This window comes from Pseudomonas sp. LS1212, from assembly GCF_024741815.1.
Classification (GTDB): domain Bacteria; phylum Pseudomonadota; class Gammaproteobacteria; order Pseudomonadales; family Pseudomonadaceae; genus Aquipseudomonas.
The window spans coordinates 2,189,746-2,211,118 of sequence record NZ_CP102951.1 but is presented as its reverse complement, the minus strand read 5'-3'; the positions used below and the strand labels follow the sequence as shown (position 1 = coordinate 2,211,118).

Below are 21,373 nucleotides of genomic sequence, written 5' to 3'. Positions count from 1 at the left end.
GGCTGCGGCCGCTTTCACTGCTTGAACCCCTCCCCGAACGCGACAAGGGTGAACATGCGCTTGCCGTCCTTGACCACGCTCTTGCCCCTGCTGCTTGTACTGATCATTGAGTCGGTAACCGCATCGCCTCAGCATGCCCTGACCGTCTACGGCGAAGCCCCCAGGTATCCCGCCGGCTTCAGCCATTTCGCCTATGCCAACCCGCAGGCTCCCAAAGGTGGCACTCTGCGCCGCTCGGCGCTGGAGATCGGACAGTTCGATCACATCCTGCCCTACATCGACAAGGGCATCGGCATCTCCCAACTCGATGGCTGGGTTTATTCGCCACTGGCGGTGCGCTCGCAAGATGAGCCCTACACCGTCTATGGCCTGGTGGCGCAGAAGATGGAGCGTGCCGACGATGGCTTGTGGTTGCGCTTCTACCTCGACCCGCGCGCGCGCTTTGCCGATGGCACGCCGATAACCGCCAACGATGTGCGCTACACCTATGACCTGTTGATGAGCCAGGGCAGCCTGAAGTACCGCACGCAGTTCGCCGATGTAAAAGCCGTGCAGGTGGAGTCCGAGCGGCAGATTCGCTTCGATTTAAAAAGCAGTGAAAACCGCACCCTGCCGCTGGACCTGGCATCCTTGCCGGTGCTGCCCGAGCACTGGTGGAAAACCCGCGACTTCGCCAACGGCGGTGGCTTCGAGCCTCCACTGGGCAGCGGCCCGTACCGGGTCGGCAAGGTCGACAATGGCCGCAGCATCACCTTCGAGCGCAACCCGCACTGGTGGGGCGAGGACCTGCCGGTCAACCGCGGCCGCTACAATTTCGATCGGTTCAGCATCGAGTTTTTTGGCGATACCGATGTTGCCCGGCAGGTGTTGCGCGGTGGCGCCTTTGACTACAACCGGGAATTCTCCGCCACCGGCTACTCGATCGGCTACGACGGCCCGGCACTGAACGATGGCCGCCTGCAGAAGGCGCACCTGGCCCGCGAGGCGCTGCAAAGTGCCCAGGGCTTCGTCTTCAACCTGCAACGGCCAGTGTTCCAGGATCGCCGGGTGCGCCAGGCACTGAGCCTGCTCTGGGATTTCGAGTGGAGCAACCGGCAGATGATGCGCAATGTCTACATCCGCCAACAGAGCTACTTCTCCAACAGCCCGCTGGCCGCCCGACAACTGCCCGACGCGGCAGAGCTGAAGATTCTCGAGCCGCTGCGCGGACAGGTCCCCGACGAAGTGTTCAGCCAGGTCTTCGAGGCGCCAAAAACCGATGGCAGCGGTTTTATCCGCGACAAGCAACTGCAAGCCCTGGCGCTGCTCGACACCGCTGGCTGGCACCCCCGGGGTGATCAACTGGTCAATGCCAAGGGCGAGCCCCTGAGCTTCACCTTCCTCAACGGCCAGGCCGGCTTCGAGCGCCTGTTGCTGCCCTGGAAGCGCAACCTGGCGCAGATCGGCATCGACCTGCAGATCCGCCGCATCGATGCCTCGCAGTACATCAACCGCCTGATGGCCCGTGACTACGACATGATCGTCACCGGCTACCCGGTCTCGCCCTCCCCCGGCATGGAGCTGTACAACTATTTTGCCTCCCAGGGCGCCACAGACCCGGGCTCCAACAACTACATGGCCCTGCAGGACCCGGCCGTCGACCGCCTGATCACTGGCCTGGTCAAGGCCCAGACCCGGGCCGACATGGTCAACCATGCCCATGTGCTGGACCGGGTACTGCAATGGAATTATTACTGGATTCCAAATTACTATCCGCCGGGCACTTCGACTGTCTGGTGGAACCGCTTTGGCATACCGCGCGTGCAGGCCAGTAACGACGAAGCCATCGAATCCTGGTGGGAAGTCAGCCCGACCGCACTGACCAACGAACAGATGGCGGTACTCGAGGCACGCGAGAAAAGCACCGAGGGGCAGCAATGACCGGCTATATCCTGCGGCGGCTGCTGCTGATCATCCCTACCCTGCTGGTCATCCTGCTGGTCAATTTCGTCATCGTCCAGGCCGCGCCGGGCGGGCCGGTGGAACAGGCCATCGCTCGCCTGCAAGGCATCGGCGGTGCCGGTATCGCCGGTGGTGGCGAAACACTGCACGGCAGTTCCCGGGCCAGCCGTGGCCTCGATCCGAAGCTGATCAAGGAGATCGAACAGCAGTATGGCTTCGACAAGTCGGCGCCCGAGCGGCTATGGTTGATGCTCAAGCAATACGCCCTGCTCGATTTCGGCAACAGCTTCTTTCGCGGTGCCAAGGTGACCGACCTGATTCTGGACAAGTTGCCGGTCACGCTTTCACTGGGGCTCTGGGCGACGCTGATCACCTACCTGGTGTCGATCCCGCTGGGCATTCGCAAGGCCATCCGCCACGGCAGCCTGTTCGATATCTGGAGCAGTACCGCGATCATCATTGGCTATGCCATGCCGGCCTTTCTGTTCGCCCTGTTGCTGATCGTGCTGTTTGCCGGCGGCACCTCCTTGAACTGGTTCCCGGTACGCGGGCTGGTCTCGGAGAACTTCCAGCAGCTTTCGTTGCTGGGCAAGGTCGCCGACTATTTCTGGCACCTGGTGCTACCGGTCACTTCGCTGGTGATCGGCGGTTTCGCCACCCTGACCATCCTGACCAAGAATGCCTTTCTCAATGAAATCACCCGCCAGTACGTGGTCACCGCCAGGGCCAAGGGCCTGGGCGAGCGCCGCGTGCTGTACGGCCATGTGTTTCGCAATGCCATGCTGCTGGTGGTGGCCGGGATTCCCCAGGCGCTGATCAGCGTGTTCTTCGCCGGCTCGCTGCTGATCGAGGTGATTTTCTCCCTCGATGGCCTGGGCCGCATGAGCTATGAAGCGGCGGTTGCCCGTGACTATCCGGTGGTGTTCGGCTCGTTGTTCATCTTCACCCTGTTCGGCTTGCTGATCAGGCTCATTGGCGACCTGTGCTACACCCTGGTCGACCCGCGCATCGACTTCGACGCAAGAGGCCGCTGATGCTGACACTCTCGCCCATGAGCCGTCGAAAACTGCAGCGCTTCAAGCGCAACCGCCGTGGCTGGTATTCCCTCTGGCTGTTCGTCCTGCTGTTCATCATGAGCCTTGGCGGCGAATTGATCGCCAATGACAAACCCTTGCTGCTCGGCTATCAGGGCAGCCTCTACTTCCCGGCACTCAAGCGTTACACCGAACAGGAATTCGGCGGGCAACTGCCATTCCAGCCCGATTACCGCAGCAATTACGTGCGCAAGCTGATTGCCGACCAGGGCGGCTGGATGCTGTTCCCGCCCATCCCCTTCAGTGCCGACACCCCCAACTACGACCTGCTGCAACCAGCGCCCAGCCCGCCGTCGTCGGTCAACTGGCTGGGCACCGATGACCAGGGCCGCGATGTGCTCGCCAGGGTGATCTTCGGCGCGCGGGTGTCGATCCTGTTCGCGCTGGCATTGACCTTGATCAGCATGGTGATCGGCATCGCTGCCGGAGCGCTGCAGGGTTATCACGGCGGCTGGGTCGATCTGATCGGGCAGCGCTTGCTGGAAGTCTGGTCGGGGCTGCCGGTGCTGTACCTGCTGATCATTCTGTCGGGCTTCGTCGAACCGAACTTCTGGTGGCTGCTGGGGATCATGGCGCTGTTTTCCTGGCTCGCGCTGGTCGATGTGGTGCGTGCCGAATTCCTTCGCGGGCGCAATCTGGAGTACGTCCAGGCCGCCCGCGCACTCGGGCTGCCCGACCGCCTGGTGATACTGCGGCACATCCTGCCCAACGCCATGAACGCCACCCTGACCTTTGTGCCCTTCATCCTCACCGGCGCCATCTCGACCCTGACGGCGCTGGATTTCCTTGGCTTCGGCATGCCCGCCGGCAGTGCCTCGCTGGGGGAACTGATCAATCAGGGCAAGCAGAACCTGCAAGCACCCTGGCTGGGTTTCACCGCGTTTTTCACCCTGGCGCTGATCCTGTCGCTGCTGGTGTTTATCGGCGAGGCATTACGCGACGCGTTCGATCCAAGGGCATAATCGGCACTTTGCACCCCCATGGAACGGCCAATGAACGACAGCGAAAGCCTCAAGGATTACCAGCCACCGGCATCGTTTAAGGAGCGCAGCATGACCCTCAAAGGCAAAACCGCGTTGGTCACAGGTTCCACCAGCGGCATCGGCTTGGGCATCGCCCTGGGCCTGGCCAGGGCTGGCGCCGATCTGATTCTCAATGGTTTCGGCGATGCCAGCGCCGCCATCGCCGAGGTCGCGCGCTTTGGCGGCAAGGTCGGCCACCATCCGGCCGATGTCAGCGATGTGCAGCAGATCGCCGACCTGTTCGCCTATGCCGAGCGCGAATTCGGCGGCGTCGACATTCTGGTCAACAATGCCGGCATCCAGCATGTGGAGGCGGTCGAGACATTTCCGGTGGAGCGCTGGGACTCGATCATCGCCATCAACCTCTCGGCGGTGTTCCACAGCACCCGGCTTGCCCTGCCCGGCATGCGCCAGCGGGGCTGGGGCAGAATCGTCAACATCGCCTCGGTACATGGCCAGGTCGGCTCGGTCGGCAAGGCGGCCTATGTGGCAGCCAAGCACGGGGTGATCGGTTTGACCAAAGTCGTCGGCCTGGAAACGGCCACCAGCAACGTCACCTGCAATGCCATCTGCCCGGGCTGGGTGCTGACACCGCTGGTACAGAAGCAAATCGACGACCGTGCCGCCACAGGGGTCGACCCGCAGCAGGCACAACGCGATCTGCTGGCCGAAAAACAGCCATCGCTGGCCTTTGTCACTCCCGCGCACCTGGGCGAACTGGTATTGTTTCTCTGTAGCGAAGCCGGTAGCCAGGTCCGCGGCGCGGCCTGGAATATCGATGGCGGCTGGCTGGCCCAATAGAGGGAGCGGACATGGCAAAAGTACTCTGGCGACCCAGCGAGGAACGTATTCGCGCGTCACGGATGGATGCCTTCCGGCGCACGATCAATCAGCGGCATGACCTGGACCTGGCCGATTATGCCGCCCTGCACCGTTGGAGCATCGACCAGCGCGAGGCGTTCTGGCAGGCCATCGTCGATACCTTTGCCGTCACCTGGCGCAGCCCACCGTCCAGCGTGCTGATCGAAGGGCCGCAAATGCCCGATGCGCGCTGGTTCGACGGCGCCACGCTGAACTTTGCCGAGCATCTGCTGCGCCGCCGCGACGATCACCCGGCCCTGGTCTCGGTGCGCGAGGATGGCCAGCGTGAACAATTGACCTACGCCCAGCTCGCCGCCCATGTCGCCGGCCTGCAACAAAGCCTGCGCGCGGTCGGCGTGGGCCCTGGCGACCGGGTCGCGGCTTGCATGCCCAATACCTGGGAGACGGTGGTGGCCATGCTCGCCACCACCAGCCTGGGTGCGATCTGGTCGTGCTCGTCACCGGACTTCGGCACCCACGGCATCATCGATCGTTTCGGCCAGATCGAACCCAAGGTACTGATCGCCTGCGCCGGCTATTGCTACGCCGGCAAGGACATCGATCAAACCGACAAGCTCAACGAAGTACTGACGCAACTGCCTTCGCTCGAACAGTTACTGGTTGTGCCCTATACCCGGCAACAGGCGCGCGGCGAAGATTTCAAGACCAGCGCACAAGTCAGCCTCTGGGACAACTTCTACCAGAGCGGCGGCGAACCCGCGTTCACCCCGGTGCCCTTCGCTCATCCGTTGTATATCCTCTATTCCAGCGGCACCACGGGCGTGCCCAAATGCATCGTGCACAGCACCGGCGGGGTTTTGCTGCAACACCTCAAGGAACACGGCCTGCATGCCGACCTGGGGCCCGACGATTGTCTGTTCTACTACACCACCTGCGGCTGGATGATGTGGAACTGGCAGGCCAGCGGCCTGGCCCTGGGGGCGACCCTGGTGCTGTACGATGGCTCGCCCTTCCACCCCGGCCCGCAGCGCCTGCTGGACCTGGTCGACAACGAAGGCATCAGCGTTTTCGGCACCAGTGCCAAGTACCTGGCGGCGCTGGAAAAGGCCGGTGAACAGCCGCGCCTGAGCCATCGCCTGGAACGCCTCAAGGTACTGCTGTCGACCGGCTCACCCTTGTCGCCGGAAAGCTACGATTACGTCTACCGTGAGATCAAGGCCGACCTGTGCCTGTCGTCGATTTCCGGTGGCACCGACATCATTTCCTGCTTCGTGCTCGGCAATCCGGTACTGCCCGTGCACCGTGGCGAGATTCAGTGCAAGGGCCTGGGCATGGCCGTCGAGGTCTGGAATGACGAGGGTCAACCCGTCATCGGCGAGAAAGGCGAGCTGGTCTGCACCCGGCATTTCCCGGCCATTCCGCTCGGCTTCTGGAATGACCCGACAGGCGAACGTTTCAAGGCTGCATACTTTGAGCAGTTCCCGGGTATCTGGGCCCATGGCGATTACGCCGAGCAGACCGCCCACGGCAGCCTGATCATCCATGGCCGCTCCGACGCCGTGCTCAACCCCGGCGGCGTGCGCATCGGCACGGCGGAAATCTATCGCCAGGTGGAAAAAATCGAACAGGTGCTGGAAAGCATCGCCATCGGCCAGCAATGGGAGCATGACGTACGCGTCGTGCTTTTCGTCCGCCTGCGTGACGGTATCGCGCTGGACGATGCCCTGCAGGAACGCATCCGCAAGGTGATTCGCGCCAATACCACGCCGCGCCATGTACCGGCGAAGATTCTCGCGGTCATCGACATCCCGCGCACCATCAGCGGCAAGATCGTCGAACTGGCGGTGCGCAATGTGGTTCACGGGCTGCCGGTGAAAAACACCGATGCGCTGGCCAACCCCGAGGCGCTGGAACAGTTCCGTGACCGGCCGGAGCTCAGCACATGATCAAACACTGATCTTGCGGCATAATCGCCGGCTTTTACCGCCGTACACTGCAAGGCATCACGACATGAAAGCACAAGCTCGCCATATCCTGGTGAAAAACGCCGAAGAGGCCGAACAACTCAAGCAGCGCATCGCCAAGGGCGAAGCCTTCGATGTGCTGGCCAAGAAATACTCAACCTGCCCTTCGGGCAAGCGCGGCGGCGACCTGGGCGAAGTCCGCCCCGGGCAGATGGTCGGCGCCATTGACCAGGTGATCTTCAAGAAACCCCTGCGCACCGTGCATGGCCCGATCAAGAGCAAGTTCGGCTACCACCTGGTCCAGGTGTTTTACCGGGACTGATTCCTTCAGAAATAGGTAGGCATGTTTTCGACAACCTGCAGCTGCTCATCGACCAGGCAGGCGGTGCGCCACTTGTCGAAGGTCAGGCAGGGATGAGAGGTGCCGAAGGAAACGATGTCGCCGATACGCAACTCGCAACCCTCGGCGACCTGCATGAACGCGTGCTGGTCCATCATCCGGGTGACGCGGCAGGCGCTGACGTCTTCTCCCACTGCCGGCTCGACATCCGGGCGATAACGCATCAGCGGCATCGGCAGCCCCGCATCGTACGCGACGTCGCGCTTGCCCAGCGCTACCACCGCAAGGCCAGGCTCGGGCATCGACTGCACATGGGCCCAGACTTCCAGCGCCGGGCGCAGGCCTTCGATCAGGTCGCCGCGACGCTCGAGCACGCCACATTGGGCCTCTTGATAGATGCCGTGGTCATGCACGACATAACAGCCCGGGCGCAGCACGCTGAGAAAGCGGCCACGTACCGCACGGGCATCGAAGGCTTCGGCAATCAGGTCATACCAAGCCGAGCCGGAGGCGGTGACGATCGGCTGGTCGAGGGCGAACGCGTGCTGGTGCTGCAACTGCACGGCCAGATCCACCAGGGAAGCGGCATAGAGACGAATATCGTTCTCGGCATGATCGCCGTGGATCACACCTTCATAGCCCTCGATGCCGGTCAGGGCCAGTGCCGGCTGCGCGGCAATCGCTGCCGCCAGTTCGCGGACCTGCTGCTCGTCGCGACACCCGCAGCGGCCACCGGGCACGCCATATTCGATCATCACATTCAGGCGCAGGCCGCGCGCTTCGAAAAACCGGCCCAGCGCGACGACGTTGTCCAGGTGGTCGACCAGGCAATGGAAGTCGAACAACGGATCGGCCAGCAGCTCGGCGATCAGGGCCATGTTCGGCGCCCCGACCAGTTGGTTGGCCATCAGCACCCGGCGCACGCCATGGGCATAGGCGGCGCGGGTCTGCACGGCGGTGGCCAGGGTGATCGCCCAAGCGCCCTGCTCGAGCTGACGCCGGAACAACGCCGGGGTCATGCTGGTCTTGCCGTGGGGCGCCAGCTCCGCGTCGCTTTTATGGGCAAAGTTCTGCATCCAGTGGATGTTGTGCTCCAACGCCTGCCGGTGAATCACCAGCGCCGGGAGGCTGACATCGCGAACCAGGCTGGCGCCAGGTGCTGCCCAGCCCTTCTCGAGGCTGACATCGGAGAGTGATGTGCTGACGACCATGATCTTACCCATCCTGATAGTTAAGGCGACGGGACACGCCCTAGTAATAGACTGACAGCGTTCCCGCGTCGAGGTTACCCTTGCGATACTTTTTTCTGCCCTGCAAGGAGGCTTCATGCGTCTGTCGATGCTCATGCCCACCCTAACTCTGTCACTGGCCACGTTCGGCCCGCAGGCATTGGCCGCCACCCTCAAGGACGTGGCTCCCTACCCTGAAGCCGAAGCCGGCTTCACCCGGCAGGTGATTCACCTGCCCAGCCAAACCGACGAAAACGATCACAAGGTCGAGATTCTTGCCGGCAAGCAGCTGGAAGTCGACTGCAATCGCCAAAGGCTCGCAGGCAACCTGGAAGAAAAAACGCTGGAGGGCTGGGGCTACAACTACTATCGGCTCGAAGCGGTGAAAGGGCCGATGTCGACCCTGATGGCTTGCCCGGACGGCAAGAAAGCCAAGGCCTTGGTACCGGTGGTCGGGGAAGGCTTCATGCTGCGCTATAACAGCAAGCTGCCGATCGTGGTCTACGCACCCAAGGGTGTGGAGGTGCATTACCGGATCTGGTCTGCGGCTGAGCAGGTCAACAAGGCAACCGAAGAGTAAAGTAGCCGCTGCCGCCAGGCTGCGCTGGAGTCCCGCAGGGGCTCCCTTGCAATCTTTAGATCCTGCGCCTGCTGCGCAGGCGAGCGCAGCCTGGCGGCAGCGGCTACAGGGGTACGCGTCAAGTCAGAGGCTATCGCTGACGCGATTGGCCTTGGCCACGTGGGTATGCGCCAGGTCATGGCGCAGCCCGGTAATCAGATTGGAAATCGCCCGGCTGCTGTTGAGTTGCTCGGCACAAATGCCTGTGACCATCAGATCGACCCGCTCGCTGGCCCGATCGAACACCTTCACCGTCAACGAACGATCCTGCGCCAGCGTGCATTGGCAGCGCATGGGCAGAAAGCTGCTTTCGATGATGTTGCGCAACTCCAAGGTTGATAGCATTTACGTTTCTCCTTGTTATTCGCGATCTTTAATTCAGGGTTGATTGCGGGTCCAACTATCAGCGTAGGCGGCTTTGGGAAGTCTTACCGGATTTATTTTGCCAAATGGCCATCACCCGCAAGTTCGTTGAAACTTTGCCCCCGCGCGCGCAGTCGCCTGCACATGAGCACTTGAGGGCGACAGCGATAAAAGGCCAATCGCGTAGTTTCGGCCCTTTCCCATAAGCGAACAACCTAGTAATTCTGTCAGCTTATGAACTTGCGTTATCGATGTTAGAAAACCTCGAAATCCCACCCTACGGGTTTTCAAGGATGACATCGATGCCAAATAACAAGCTGGTATACGTAGGTGCCCTTTCACTGCTGAGCCTGACGCTGCAACAGGCTCAGGCGGCGTGCACGATCACTCCCACCAGCGGTGACAGCAACTATGTATGCGACTCCGGCACTGCCGGTGCCCTGAACGATTCGTCGGGCAACAACACGCTGACGCTGCCCGCAGCGAGCACCGGCACTATTGCCAGCGTTACCTTCGGCGCAGGCACCGATCAAATTCGCATCGACAGCGGCACTATTACCGGGAGCGTGCAACAAGGCTCAGGCATCGACGACTTCGTCATGAATGGCGGACAGATCGGTTCGTTGTCCCAAGGCGATGGGCTGGATACCTTCCTGATGACCGGCGGCACTATCGTCAACGGTTTTGAAGACGGCGACATGGCAACAATGACCGGCGGAACCATCGGCCGCGTCAACATGAAACTCGATGACAACACCTTCGACATGTCTGGCGGGAAGATCATCGGCAACCTGGTCACCGGGTTCGGCACCGACACCATCATCGTGTCCGGCGGCACCATCGGCGGCAACATCAGTGTCAGCGGCGGCAATGACAAGATCACCGTCACCGGCGGCGTCATTTCCGGGCAAATCCGCGCCAGCGAGGGCGATGACACCTTCATCTGGAAAGATGGCGGTACCATCGAATCCGCCATTCTGATGGGCAATGGCAATGACACCGGCCTGATCGGCAACCTGACCGAAAGCCTGCTGGCCCCGACCCCATCACTGGATGGGGGCCTGGGCGACGATCACCTGACCTTCGACAACAGCACTTCCGCATCCCCCGAACGCTACATCGGCTGGGAGTCGGTCAGCCTGACCAACAACTCTCGGTTCGACCTGGCCGGCGATTTTTTCCTGGGCGACAGTGGCAGCGGTACAGGCGCCTTCACTATCGACGACAGCAGTACCCTGGTCGTCACCCAAGGCAACATTCGCCCTTACACTGCCGGCCAGTCGGCCACCCTGAACAACGCCGGGATTATCGACATGACGACCGGCAGCAGTGCTGCCACTGACTCGCTGACGGTGCATGGCAACTATGTCGGCACCGGCGGCGAACTCTGGCTGCAGACGGTATTGGCCGGCGACGGCGCGGCCAGTGACAAGCTGTTGGTTTCCCAGGGCACTATCAGCGGCGATACGCAGATAACCGTCAGCAACCTCAATGGCCCGGGCGCCGCGATGCTGAGCAATGGTATTGAAGTGGTACAGGCGCAGAATGGCGCAACCAGCAGCGCCGACGCGTTCTCGCTCAAGGGGGGGTCGATTGCGGCGGGTGCCTACGAGTACCGGCTGTTCAAGGGGGGCGTACAAGCAGGTTCGGAGCACAGTTGGTTCTTGCGCAACAGTGTCGTTGCCGTCCAGCCTCGCGCCACCCCCATTCCACCTCCGCCGGTCACACCTGTAACGCCCAGGGTACCCGCCCCGCCGCCCCCGGTTGCTGTTGATCCGGACGAACCACCCGTGGAACCGCCTACCGCGCAACCCTTGCCACCCACCGCGCCACCAGCCCACCCGCCGGTGCAAACACCTGCGCAGACTTCGCCGACACCGGCCATTGGCTCCCCGGTAATGCCGACAGCAGTAGCGGGTGCCGATCCAATCCCGCTGTATCGAATGGAAGTGCCGCTGTACTCGGTGGTGATGCCCGCTGCGCAACTGATGATGCTGGATTTCCTCGGCATCTTCCACGATCGCCAGGGCGATCAACGCCTGCTGACCGAAACCGGTGGCGCGCCGGCCGGCTGGGGGCGGGTCTATGGCAGCGACGTCCAGAAAAGCTGGACGGGAACCGCCTCGCCCAGCTTCGACGGTTCGCTCAAGGGCTACCAGATCGGGCATGACCTGTATGCTTCACAAACCAGCGACGAGTTATTCCAGCGTTTTGGCTTCTTCGTCGGCCAAAGCCACCTGCGCGGTAATGTCAAAGGTTTTGCGGAAGGTTTCCAAGACCGGCGGGCGGGTAAAACGAAGCTCGACGGCAGCAATGTAGGTGTCTATTGGACAATCACAAAGCCCTTCGGCTGGTATCTCGATTTGGTCGCCATGTATACCGACCTGGACGGCGACAGCAAATCCGAACGCGGCGCGAAGCTCGATACCGAGGGAGACGGCGCCACCTTTTCGTTGGAGGGCGGTTATCTGATCAAGGTTTCTGATAATTGGAAGCTCGAGCCGCAACTGCAGGCGATCTACCAGACAATCAGTCTGAAAGACCAGAACGACGGTATTTCCGATGTTTCATTCGACTCCCAGGGCTACTTGACCGGCCGGGCAGGTGCACGCCTGGAAGGGCACTACCTGTGGAACAACCTGCCAATATCACCCTACCTGCAAGCCAACTTCTGGCACACCTTCGACGGCTACGACACGGTGACCTACAACGACTTTGACAAGATCAAGAGCGAGCACCAGTCATCCTGGGCCGATCTGGGGATCGGCCTGGTCGCCATGGTGGCGCCGGCGGTCAGCGTCTACTTCGGTGCCAACTACAACACCAACCTGGACAGCAACAACCTGGAGGGCGTCAGCGGCAATCTGGGCGTGCGTGTCAGCTGGTAGGCAAGGCCTCGAGGGTGTTCAGGTCCAGTAGGGTGAAGTACCCGCTGGCCCACCCCGCCGTATCGATATGGTAGACATTGCCCAGCACCGCCACCTGGCGCAAGGGTGTGTGCCCCACGATCAGGGCACGCACCCCTTCGACGCCGCAGGTGTTTTCCTGCTGCAGGCGCCGTCGCGACCACTGGCAGATTTCCTGCACGGCTGCCAGCAAGGGCCCGCCCTCGACAAAGGTTTCACGCAAGGGCGCCCAACTCGGGAATGGGCAGTCGGCATGCACCAGCGCCACCAACCCTTGTGCAGTCTCCAGCTCTATCGCCAGCGGCATTCGATCAAAACGGCTGGCGAACACTTCCTGATCCTGCCGTGCAAGGTCCAGGAACCAGCCACCACCGCTGGCACGGTACATTGAATAATCCAGATACCCCCCGCAGACATGGGCAATGGCCAATGCTTCGTGATTGCCCTGCACGGCAAAAAACCAGGGCTTGTCCAGCCACTCGAGTGACTGCTCGCTTTCGGGGCCGCGATCGACCAGGTCACCCACGCTGAACAGGCGATCGCAGGACGCGTCGAAACCCGCCGCGTCCAGGGCGTCCTGCAGCCGCGTGAAATGCCCATGGATATCCCCCACGGCAATATCACGCCCTGCGGTATTGGGTGAAAGGTGAAGCAGTCTGTTCATGCTGCACCCCGTGCTATCGGGCGTACAATTAATATAGTGCGCCAGCCAGTCCAATGCTGCGCCGGGAGATGAAACGTGCGTGCGACAATGTCGGGTGCCACGCTGGCCCTGTTGATGATAGCGACCAGCGGACAATCCCTGGCGGCGACCAACAAAGCCGTCGAAGTCAACTACAAGAACCCTGAATCCTTTCGCGATGCCAGCTTGAGTACCACCGGTTACGAACGCGGCGCCGATGAGTTTGTCATGAAGGACCTGCGCAGCTATATGGAGGGCCTGGGTGAGCGCTACCTCAAGCCCGGTCAACAGTTGCAGATCGAGGTGCGTGATATTGACCTGGCCGGGCGCTATGAACCCTGGCGGACCAATGCCAGCCAGGTACGCTTCATGCGTGACATCACCTGGCCAAGCATCAACCTCCATTATGTGCTCAAACAGAACAGCCAGGTACTCAAGCAGGCCGACGCTCAACTGAGCGACAAGTTCTATTTGCAGCGTCCCGGCCGGGCGACCCACAGCGACCGCCTCTATGCTGAAAAGGCCATGCTCGATGACTGGTTTCGAACCCAGTTCGCGCATCCGTAGCGAGCAGTCCCCTGCGATACTCACCCAGGCATCGGGAGCCCCGGTCAATGAACAAGCACTTACTCGCAACCTGTGTCGTGCTGGCAGCATTGGGCGGTTGTGCCAATGCGACGTATGAGGCCTATCGTGATCAACCGTTGGTCGCACAAGTCAAAAAGGGCATGAGCAAGCAACAGGTTCTGCGCATCGGCGGCCAGCCCTTGGCCGAGGTAGCGCGTACGCAGGCCCCGGGTTCCTGTTTCGACTACCGACTCTCCCAGGCAAGCCAGCAACAGCCCTACCATGTCAGCTTCGATGTTGCCGATAGCGTGGACCACCAGGGCTTCAAAACCTGCGATCAATGGAGTGAACAGCAGCGCAAGGCGAAACAGTCGGAAGGTGTCGGTGGCATGGGCGGTGTGGGTGGTTCGGGTTATTAGGATGTAATCATTGAAAACAATAATGAATACAACCAAGAATTTTCTCGGTAAGTGGCCAAACGCAATCTGAACGTGATGCTTGGCATGCAGGTGCAGGCATCGCTCAAACTGTCGCCCTGGAAGGCCATGTCGGCTCCAGATGAAAAAGCCCAGCGCGAGCTGGGCTCAGTTTTATTTTCTACTGTCCATCATCTTGTCAGCGAGAACCTTGGCCCTCTCGACCAGCAGGTTCTGCCTGTCCTCGTGATTCGACTTCGGCCCCCCTACAACCGGTGCCGACAGATTGCTTTCCGCAATCAATGCAGCACAAAAATACTGATCCCAAACGGCTCTTTCGTCAGCAACCTGTTTGTTGATTTGGTCGGCGATCATGTGCGGCTCCTTTTGATGAGGTGGCCCCCCCTATTTTACGCTCACCGATCCAGGCGCGGCAGGTCGATCAGGAAAGTGCTCATGAATCACTCCGCGCCACCATTCGTCGCATATGGAAACCTCGCGCGCAATACGCGACCACAGCTGGCTTAAGGATTGCCCAAGGACGCTCGCAGCAGCCCCAGAGCGACGTAATTCTGACGCGGCGGCAATTCAATTAACGCTTAAGGACTCCAGCGATGCGCTTGGTCAGTCACCGGGAGATGTAACGTGTCAACTCTCAATGAAATCGCAGCGAACCACGCGAGAATGGCTAAGGCACTGGCAGAAGAGTCGACTGAACCGGGTGAGCGACAACCCCAAATAGTGGGTGGGTTCGAAGTTGTATCGATAGATTCGCAACAGCACACTCCACTGCACCTCATCGTCGGAGTGCAGGATAGACACCTCGGACATGCAACTGGCTACTTGCTCTGATTGCGCGCGATCCGAGTATCGACCTGGTCAGTCGCCGGCTTGTCGCACGTCATGCAGTGCTCGCAGCACACGTAAAACAGACCTCCGACCTGCATCCAGCGACGGCCGACCCTGGCCGCGCCTGGAATCCGGTACAGACCGCCATACAACTGCCGTCATACATATGCGACAATATGCTGAATGTCCGGTTTGAATCCCGCGTTTATCTCCCAACAGCTCGGTCACAGCGTGCAAATGCTGTTGTCAACGTATGCGCGATGGATTAACTCAAATTCTGATTGGAGCGAGCTGGCAAAGCTCCAAATTGGTATCAAATTGGTATCGGCTGAAACCAGCGCTCTCTAAGTTATTGATAGGTAAGCCCCTTGATCTCCACCGCTAACATCACCATGCAATTCGGTGCCAAGCCTCTGTTCGAAAACGTTTCGGTCAAGTTTGGCAACGGCAACCGCTACGGCCTTATCGGCGCCAACGGTTGTGGCAAATCGACCTTCATGAAAATCCTCGGCAGCGACCTGGAAGCTTCCGGCGGTCAGGTGATGCTGGAGCCGAACGTGCGCCTGGGTAAATTGCGCCAGGATCAGTTCGCTTACGAAGAGTTCGCCGTGATCGATACCGTGATCATGGGCCATGAAGAACTGTGGAAGGTCAAGGCCGAGCGCGATCGCATCTATTCGCTGCCGGAAATGTCGGAAGATGACGGCATGGCCGTCGCCGAGCTTGAAACCGAATTCGCCGAAATGGACGGCTACACCGCCGAATCCCGTGCTGGCGAGCTGTTGCTGGGCCTGGGTATTCCCCTGGAGCAGCACTTCGGCCCGATGAGCGAAGTCGCGCCGGGCTGGAAACTGCGGGTGTTGCTGGCGCAGGCGTTGTTCTCCGATCCGGAAGTGTTGTTGCTCGACGAGCCGACCAACCACCTGGACATCAACACTATCCGCTGGCTGGAAAACATTCTCACGGCGCGTAACAGCACCATGATTATCATTTCCCACGACCGTCACTTCCTCAATAGCGTCTGCACCCATATGGCCGACCTGGACTACGGTGAACTGCGCCTGTTCCCGGGTAACTATGACGAGTACATGACCGCGGCGACCCAGTCCCGCGAGCAACTGCTGTCGGACAATGCCAAGAAGAAAGCCCAGATCGCCGAGCTGCAGACCTTCGTCAGCCGCTTCTCGGCCAACGCCTCGAAAGCCAAGCAAGCAACGTCGCGTGCCAAGCAGATTGACAAGATCCAGCTGGCCGAGGTCAAGCCTTCGAGCCGGATCAGCCCGTTCATTCGCTTCGAGCAGACCAAAAAGCTGCACCGCCAGGCGGTCACCGTCGAGCATATGTCCAAGGGCTTCGACGGCAATACGCTGTTCAAGAACTTCAGCTTCCAGGTCGAAGCCGGCGAGCGCGTGGCGATCATCGGCCCGAACGGTATCGGCAAGACCACCCTGCTGCGGACCCTGGTCGGCGAGCTGACCCCGGACGCAGGTGACGTCAAGTGGACCGAAAGCGCGGAGCTGGGCTACTACGCCCAGGACCACGCCGCCGATTTCGAAGATGATGTCAACCTGTTCGACTGGATGGGCCAATGGACCCAAGGCGGCGAGCAACTGGTGCGCGGCACGCTGGGTCGCATGCTGTTCTCGAACGACGAGATCCTCAAGTCGGTCAAGGTGATTTCCGGTGGTGAGCAAGGCCGCATGCTGTTCGGCAAGCTGATCCTGCAAAAGCCTAACGTGCTGATCATGGATGAACCGACCAACCACCTGGACATGGAATCGATCGAGTCGCTGAACCTGGCGCTGGAAAACTACCCTGGCACCCTGGTGTTCGTCAGCCATGACCGCGAGTTCGTATCCTCCCTGGCCACCCGCATCATCGAGCTGAGTGCCAATGGCGTCGTCGATTTCAGCGGCACCTATGATGACTACCTGCGTAGTCAGGGTGTGGTGATCTAACCCGCTTCCTACACTCCCCCTCGTTCCCACGCGCGTGGGTACGAGGCGGCCTGGCGCTTGGAAAAAATTCGTTAGCCTGCTTTCTTTTATCCCCAACCCCCGCCATGATGCTGTTCTCCATCCGCCTGCCAGCGAACGAGCCTCATGTCTGCGCAACAACCAGCACTCCCGTCTTCGATGTCGATCACCCTGCAGATCCTGTCCATCGTTTTCTACACCTTTATTGCATTTCTCTGCATCGGCCTGCCCATCGCGGTATTGCCCGGTTACGTGCATGACCAACTGGGCTTCAGCCCAGCCATCGCCGGGCTGACCATCGGCTCGCAGTACCTGGCAACCCTGCTCAGCCGTCCATCGGCCGGGCGCCTTGCCGACAGCCTGGGAACCAAGCGCGCAATCATCTACGGGCTGATCGGCATCGCCTTGAGCGGTGTGTTGACCCTCGCCTCGACCTTGCTGATCAACCTGCCCGTGGTCAGCCTGGTGGTGCTCATAGCGGGACGGTTGCTGCTCGGTATCGCCCAGGGCCTGATTGGCGTTGGCACCAATAGCTGGGGCATCGGCCAGCTCGGCGCCGAGCATACGGCGCGGATGATTTCCTGGAATGGCATTGCTTCATATGGCGCCATTGCAATGGGTGCACCGCTGGGGGTCGTATTGGTCGACGGGCTGGGTTTTGCGGCCCTGGGCGTCGCTCTGACCGCCCTCGCCTTGCTGGCGCTGGTGATCATCCGCAACAAGGCTTCGCTGGCGGTGACTGGCGGTGAGCGCTTGCCATTCTGGTCTGCATTCGGACGGGTCGCGCCATTCGGAACCGGCCTGGCGCTGGCCTCGATCGGTTATGGCACCCTGACCACCTTCATCACCCTCTATTACATCGAACGGGGCTGGGCCGGTGCAGCCTGGTGCCTGACGGCCTTCGGCGTCTGCTTTGTGCTGGCGCGACTGCTGTTTGCCAACTCGATCAATCGCCTGGGTGGTTTTCCCGTGGCAATCGCCTGCATGACCATCGAGACCCTGGGCTTGTGCCTGCTCTGGCTGGCGCCCTCGACGCCGGTTGCCCTGGCCGGCGCAGCCCTGGCTGGCTTTGGCTTGTCGCTGGTGTATCCGGCGCTCGGCGTCGAAGCCATCAAGCAGGTGCCCACGTCCAGCCGTGGTGCGGGCCTGAGCGCCTATTCCGTTTTTTTCGACCTGGCATTGGCAATCGCAGGCCCGGTCATGGGCTTTGTTGCCTTGCACCTGGGCTACCCCTGGATTTTCTTGTGTGCAGCACTGCTGTCAGTCGCCGGTCTAGTCTTGACCCTGTCGCTGTCGCGTCGAGCTGCCAATCAATGATTGGCAACCCCGGGCGAGAACAAGCGCACGCCCCAGGTTCCGAGCAGAAACAAAAATGCCGGCGGCAGGTCGTGAACCTGCCGCCGGCATTGTCGGGGCGATCGATCAGGCTGCCGCGAACAGTTGCTCGCTGATCTGCACCTGGGCGTCGCTCATGGCTTTGCTGCGCACGTCATCGCCATAACCCAGGCCATGAGCACGGACGATTTCGATGTCGGTGATACCGATAAAGCCCAGGAACACCTTCAGGAACTCTTCATGGCCCACACCGGTAGGCTGACCGGCGTGCAAGCCACCGGAGGTCGATACGATCACGACTTTCTTGCCACCGCACAGGCCTTCAGGGCCCGCCTCGGTGTAACGGAAGGTCTTGCCGGCGATCGCGATACGATCGATCCAGGCCTTGAGCTGGGTCGGTACGGTGAAGTTGTACATGGGCGCGGCGATAACGACGGCGTCTGCGTCGAGGAATTCTTGCAGGGTGTCGGCACTCAGTTGGGCTTCATGCCGTTGTGCGGCATCACGCAGTTCTTCAGGGGTACCGGCAGCGACCAGGGTGGCTGCAGAAAAGTGGCTGATGGCATCGCTGGCCAGGTCGCGGTAGGTGACCTTGCTGTCGGGCTCGGCCGCTTGCCAGGCCTGGACCACGCTGCGGCTCAACTGACGAGAAGCGGAATTGTCGCCGAGGATGCTGGAATCGATGTGCAACAGTTTCATGGGGATTCTCCTGAAGGGGGATCGCTGCAAATGCGATCAAGCTGGAGATAATCCTACAGACATAATCAATTGCTGATTAGTCAGGGTAAATGCGTTAGTTTGTCCTGTATACAGGACAATAGAGCCTTACCATGCAAGACCTCAACGACCTCTATTATTTCGCCAAAGTGGTGGAAGCCGGCGGCTTTGCTGCCGCCGGGCGGTTGCTGGGCATCCCCAAGTCGCGGCTGTCGAGGCGCATAGCCGAGCTGGAAGAGCGCCTGGGTGCCCGACTGCTGCAACGCACGACCCGGCAACTGAAACTGACTGCCGTGGGCGAACGCTATCTGCGCCATTGCCAGGCCATGTTGCTTGAGGCAGAAATGGCCGACGAAGCAGTTGCCAGCATGTCCAGCGAGCCCCGTGGGCGCCTGCGCGTGTCCTGCCCGGTGGGCCTGGCCCATGAGCTGCTGCCGACGATCATCAGCAGTTTCCTGCAGGCCCATCCCCACGTACAACTGGACATGGTGCTGCTCAACCGTCGGGTGGATCTGATCACCGAAGGCATTGATGTCGCCTTGCGCGTGCGCGATCTGGGCGACGAAGACCCGATGCTGGTGACCAGGCGCCTGCGTCAGGCGCAGATGGTTCTGGTGGCGGCACCGAGCTTCCTCGAGGGGCGCAGGATAGAGAGCCCTGACGACCTGGCCAATGTTCCGGTGCTGGGAGCACTGGAAAGCGACCGCATGGTGCATCTGCGCATGCTGGACCAGCAAGGCAACAAGCGCGACCTGGTCCTGGAAGCGCGCCTGGGCATCGATGACTTTATCGTGCGCAAGGCAGCGGTGATGGCCGGGCTGGGTTTCACCGCCTTGCCGATCATGTACTGTGAAGAAGGATTGGCCAGCGGCGAACTGGTGCAATTGCTGCCGGCCTGGTCAATGCCCGGCGGCTATCTGCAAGCGGTGTATCCGCACCGACGCGGGGTGCTGCCTGCGGTACGCGCCTGGATCGACCACCTGGTCGAGTCATTCAAGGAATGTGGTGAGCGATTCGTATGAGTCCGACAGCAAGACAGGCTCCCACCAACTGGTGGTCAGCCGCTTGCCCAAGCGCTTGCAGCTCGGGCTCAAGCGTTGAGAGGGGCAGCCGTCATGCACCGATCAGGGGCCGAATCATCTTGCCCATCCAGGCGCCGGCGAAGACCAGGTGATCGACCCAAAAAAGCTGATGCACGATGACGATGGTCCAGAACTTCAGCTGATACGGCAACTTGCGCGTCTTGTGCCGCAACCGTTGTTGCGCCAATAAGGCACCGGGCCAGCCACCACACAACTCGGCGGCATGCAGTACCCGCTCGGGTGTGCGCCAGGCGTTGCCGCGCGCCTGGCGCTTGTCGTGCCAGTAGAGATAAAACGTCAGCAAGCTCGCCAGCACATAGGCCAGGAGCGGCAGCGCCGACCGGCCTGTAGCCAACATCTGCAGCGATCCCGAAAGAGGCAGCAGGCAAAGCGCCGCCAATGCCAGCAGCTTGCCACCTGCGTTCTGGATACCCGCGCCAACAGCTTGCCTGGAAGCCACTCGCGGCCCGCTCGACTTGCCCGTACGCGGGCGCCCAGTCTCCATCACTGGGTGGCTTTTGCCGTCGCCCAGTCCACCCAGCCGAACTCCCAGGTGATCAGGATGAACAGGCCGAAGAGGATCCGGTACCAGGCAAACGCCGCATAGCTGTGGTTGGCAATGAACTTGAGCAGGCTACGCACCGCGATCATCGCGAAAATGAACGACACGACAAAGCCGATGGCAAAGACCGGGAAGTCGGCCGGCTGGAACAGCGTGCGGTACTTATAACCCGAGTACACGGCGGCACCGACCATGGTGGGCATGGCCAGAAAGAATGAAAACTCGGTCGCAGCCTTGCGCGACAAGCCGAACAACAACCCACCGATAATTGTCGAACCAGAGCGCGAAGTACCCGGAATCATCGCCAGGCATTGGGCGCAGCCAATTTTCAAGGCATCGGTCCAACGCATATCGTCGACGTGCTCGGCACGTATCACATGCTGGCGCTGTTCAGCCCACAGCATGACGAGACCGCCAACCACCAGGGCAGCGGCGACGGTAATGGGATTGAACAGGTATTCATGAATCATGTCGGCAAACAGCACGCCCAGCACCACGGCAGGCATGAATGCGATCAGCAGGTTGACGGTGAACCGCTGTGCATTGGGCTGCGTCGGCAGGCCCACGACCACGTCAATGATCTTGCGCCGGAATTCCCAGACGACCGCAAGGATCGCGCCTAGCTGAATGATGATGTTGAAGGCCATGGCCCGCTCGCCACCGAAGTTGATCAGGTCCGCGACGATGATCTGGTGACCGGTACTGGAGATGGGCAAGAACTCCGTAAGCCCTTCAACAATCCCTAGTATAACTGCCTGTATGGCGGTCCAAAAATCCATCATTCCCCCGTGAAGCCATGCGCAAGGCAGGCCCCTTTCCTAGTTTTTAGTGACTTTAAAGTGCTCGGCGAGCTCGTTTGCGCGTCGACGCGCGCCCATGAAAAACGC

General features: G+C 60.9%; 21 protein-coding genes and 1 pseudogene. 15 read left to right on the top strand and 7 right to left on the bottom strand.

Features of this window, described 5'->3' with window-relative positions; translation table 11 throughout:
* Nucleotides 1-54 precede the first annotated feature (54 nt).
* The 6 genes from NVV94_RS10365 (at nucleotide 55) to NVV94_RS10340 (ending at nucleotide 7,165) form a co-directional block, all read left to right on the top strand.
* Nucleotides 55-1,920 (top strand): extracellular solute-binding protein, encoded by a 1,866-nt coding sequence (locus tag NVV94_RS10365; RefSeq protein ID WP_258447072.1) that lies wholly within the window; start codon nucleotides 55-57, stop codon nucleotides 1,918-1,920.
* Nucleotides 1,917-2,975, top strand: a complete 1,059-nt coding sequence (locus tag NVV94_RS10360) for a microcin C ABC transporter permease YejB (protein ID WP_258447071.1) — start codon at nucleotides 1,917-1,919, stop codon at nucleotides 2,973-2,975. The genes NVV94_RS10365 and NVV94_RS10360 overlap by 4 nt, the downstream gene beginning before the upstream one ends.
* Nucleotides 2,975-3,997, top strand: coding sequence for an ABC transporter permease (locus tag NVV94_RS10355; RefSeq protein ID WP_258447070.1), 1,023 nt, complete (start codon nucleotides 2,975-2,977; stop codon nucleotides 3,995-3,997). Before NVV94_RS10360 ends, NVV94_RS10355 begins: the two co-directional genes overlap by 1 nt.
* A gap of 90 nt (nucleotides 3,998-4,087) precedes the next feature.
* Nucleotides 4,088-4,858 carry a 3-hydroxybutyrate dehydrogenase gene (hbdH, locus tag NVV94_RS10350; RefSeq protein ID WP_258447664.1) on the top strand — a complete coding sequence of 257 codons (771 nt, stop codon included), beginning with the start codon at nucleotides 4,088-4,090 and terminating at the stop codon, nucleotides 4,856-4,858.
* A gap of 11 nt (nucleotides 4,859-4,869) precedes the next feature.
* Nucleotides 4,870-6,825 (top strand): acetoacetate--CoA ligase, encoded by a 1,956-nt coding sequence (locus tag NVV94_RS10345; protein WP_258447069.1) that lies wholly within the window; start codon nucleotides 4,870-4,872, stop codon nucleotides 6,823-6,825.
* Between the two features lie 64 nt (nucleotides 6,826-6,889).
* A complete protein-coding gene (locus tag NVV94_RS10340) occupies nucleotides 6,890-7,165 on the top strand; it encodes a peptidylprolyl isomerase (protein WP_258447068.1) in 276 nt (91 codons plus the stop codon).
* Nucleotides 7,166-7,170: 5 nt separating this feature from the next.
* On the opposite strand, the gene NVV94_RS10335 is transcribed toward NVV94_RS10340, so the two are convergent.
* Nucleotides 7,171-8,394 (bottom strand): amino acid deaminase, encoded by a 1,224-nt coding sequence (locus tag NVV94_RS10335; protein ID WP_258447067.1) that lies wholly within the window; start codon nucleotides 8,392-8,394, stop codon nucleotides 7,171-7,173.
* A 127-nt stretch (nucleotides 8,395-8,521) separates the two neighbouring features.
* On the opposite strand from NVV94_RS10335, the gene eco reads away from it, so the two are divergent.
* Complete coding sequence (gene eco, locus NVV94_RS10330) at nucleotides 8,522-8,992, top strand: serine protease inhibitor ecotin (protein WP_408733493.1); 471 nt, start codon at nucleotides 8,522-8,524, stop codon at nucleotides 8,990-8,992.
* A 123-nt stretch (nucleotides 8,993-9,115) separates the two neighbouring features.
* Here the strand turns inward: eco and NVV94_RS10325 are convergent, their stop codons facing one another.
* The gene (locus tag NVV94_RS10325; protein WP_258447065.1) at nucleotides 9,116-9,376 is read right to left on the bottom strand and encodes a DUF1652 domain-containing protein; all 261 of its coding nucleotides are present in this window, start codon (nucleotides 9,374-9,376) and stop codon (nucleotides 9,116-9,118) included.
* Between the two features lie 320 nt (nucleotides 9,377-9,696).
* Between NVV94_RS10325 and NVV94_RS10320 the strand changes: the two genes are divergently transcribed.
* Nucleotides 9,697-12,282: an autotransporter outer membrane beta-barrel domain-containing protein gene (locus tag NVV94_RS10320; protein WP_258447064.1), complete on the top strand. Its 2,586-nt coding sequence runs from the start codon at nucleotides 9,697-9,699 to the stop codon at nucleotides 12,280-12,282.
* Here NVV94_RS10320 and NVV94_RS10315 read toward each other — a convergent pair.
* Complete coding sequence (locus NVV94_RS10315) at nucleotides 12,272-12,964, bottom strand: metallophosphoesterase (RefSeq protein ID WP_258447063.1); 693 nt, start codon at nucleotides 12,962-12,964, stop codon at nucleotides 12,272-12,274. The genes NVV94_RS10320 and NVV94_RS10315 overlap by 11 nt on opposite strands.
* Nucleotides 12,965-13,051: 87 nt before the next feature.
* On the opposite strand from NVV94_RS10315, the gene NVV94_RS10310 reads away from it, so the two are divergent.
* Nucleotides 13,052-13,549: a DUF3016 domain-containing protein gene (locus NVV94_RS10310; protein WP_408733492.1), complete on the top strand. Its 498-nt coding sequence runs from the start codon at nucleotides 13,052-13,054 to the stop codon at nucleotides 13,547-13,549.
* Nucleotides 13,550-13,596: 47 nt separating this feature from the next.
* Nucleotides 13,597-13,968, top strand: coding sequence for an osmotically-inducible lipoprotein OsmE (gene osmE, locus NVV94_RS10305; protein ID WP_258447062.1), 372 nt, complete (start codon nucleotides 13,597-13,599; stop codon nucleotides 13,966-13,968).
* Nucleotides 13,969-14,139: 171 nt separating this feature from the next.
* Here osmE and NVV94_RS10300 read toward each other — a convergent pair whose 3' ends face one another.
* Nucleotides 14,140-14,340, bottom strand: a complete 201-nt coding sequence (locus tag NVV94_RS10300) for a hypothetical protein (RefSeq protein WP_258447061.1) — start codon at nucleotides 14,338-14,340, stop codon at nucleotides 14,140-14,142.
* 270 nt (nucleotides 14,341-14,610) lie between these two features.
* On the opposite strand from NVV94_RS10300, the gene NVV94_RS10295 reads away from it, so the two are divergent.
* The 4 genes and pseudogenes from NVV94_RS10295 (at nucleotide 14,611) to NVV94_RS10280 (ending at nucleotide 18,107) form a co-directional block, all read left to right on the top strand.
* Entirely contained in the window at nucleotides 14,611-14,817 is a 207-nt protein-coding gene (locus tag NVV94_RS10295; RefSeq protein ID WP_258447060.1) for a hypothetical protein, read from the top strand.
* 68 nt (nucleotides 14,818-14,885) lie between these two features.
* Nucleotides 14,886-15,162: pseudogene (locus NVV94_RS10290) on the top strand (site-specific integrase); the annotation flags it as partial.
* A 20-nt stretch (nucleotides 15,163-15,182) separates the two neighbouring features.
* A complete protein-coding gene (locus tag NVV94_RS10285) occupies nucleotides 15,183-16,772 on the top strand; it encodes an ABC-F family ATPase (RefSeq protein ID WP_258447059.1) in 1,590 nt (529 codons plus the stop codon).
* A 144-nt stretch (nucleotides 16,773-16,916) separates the two neighbouring features.
* Nucleotides 16,917-18,107: an MFS transporter gene (locus NVV94_RS10280; RefSeq protein ID WP_258447058.1), complete on the top strand. Its 1,191-nt coding sequence runs from the start codon at nucleotides 16,917-16,919 to the stop codon at nucleotides 18,105-18,107.
* A 105-nt stretch (nucleotides 18,108-18,212) separates the two neighbouring features.
* On the opposite strand, the gene NVV94_RS10275 is transcribed toward NVV94_RS10280, so the two are convergent.
* Nucleotides 18,213-18,824, bottom strand: a complete 612-nt coding sequence (locus NVV94_RS10275; RefSeq protein ID WP_258447057.1) for an FMN-dependent NADH-azoreductase — start codon at nucleotides 18,822-18,824, stop codon at nucleotides 18,213-18,215.
* Nucleotides 18,825-18,955: 131 nt separating this feature from the next.
* Between NVV94_RS10275 and NVV94_RS10270 the strand changes: the two genes are divergently transcribed.
* On the top strand, nucleotides 18,956-19,864 hold the full coding sequence (locus NVV94_RS10270) for a LysR substrate-binding domain-containing protein (protein WP_258447056.1): 909 nt from the start codon (nucleotides 18,956-18,958) through the stop codon (nucleotides 19,862-19,864).
* Between the two features lie 91 nt (nucleotides 19,865-19,955).
* On the opposite strand, the gene NVV94_RS10265 is transcribed toward NVV94_RS10270, so the two are convergent.
* Nucleotides 19,956-20,429, bottom strand: a complete 474-nt coding sequence (locus NVV94_RS10265) for a DUF1294 domain-containing protein (protein ID WP_258447055.1) — start codon at nucleotides 20,427-20,429, stop codon at nucleotides 19,956-19,958.
* Nucleotides 20,429-21,265 (bottom strand): undecaprenyl-diphosphate phosphatase, encoded by an 837-nt coding sequence (locus NVV94_RS10260; RefSeq protein ID WP_258447662.1) that lies wholly within the window; start codon nucleotides 21,263-21,265, stop codon nucleotides 20,429-20,431. The genes NVV94_RS10265 and NVV94_RS10260 overlap by 1 nt, the downstream gene beginning before the upstream one ends.
* Nucleotides 21,266-21,373: the final 108 nt, after the last annotated feature.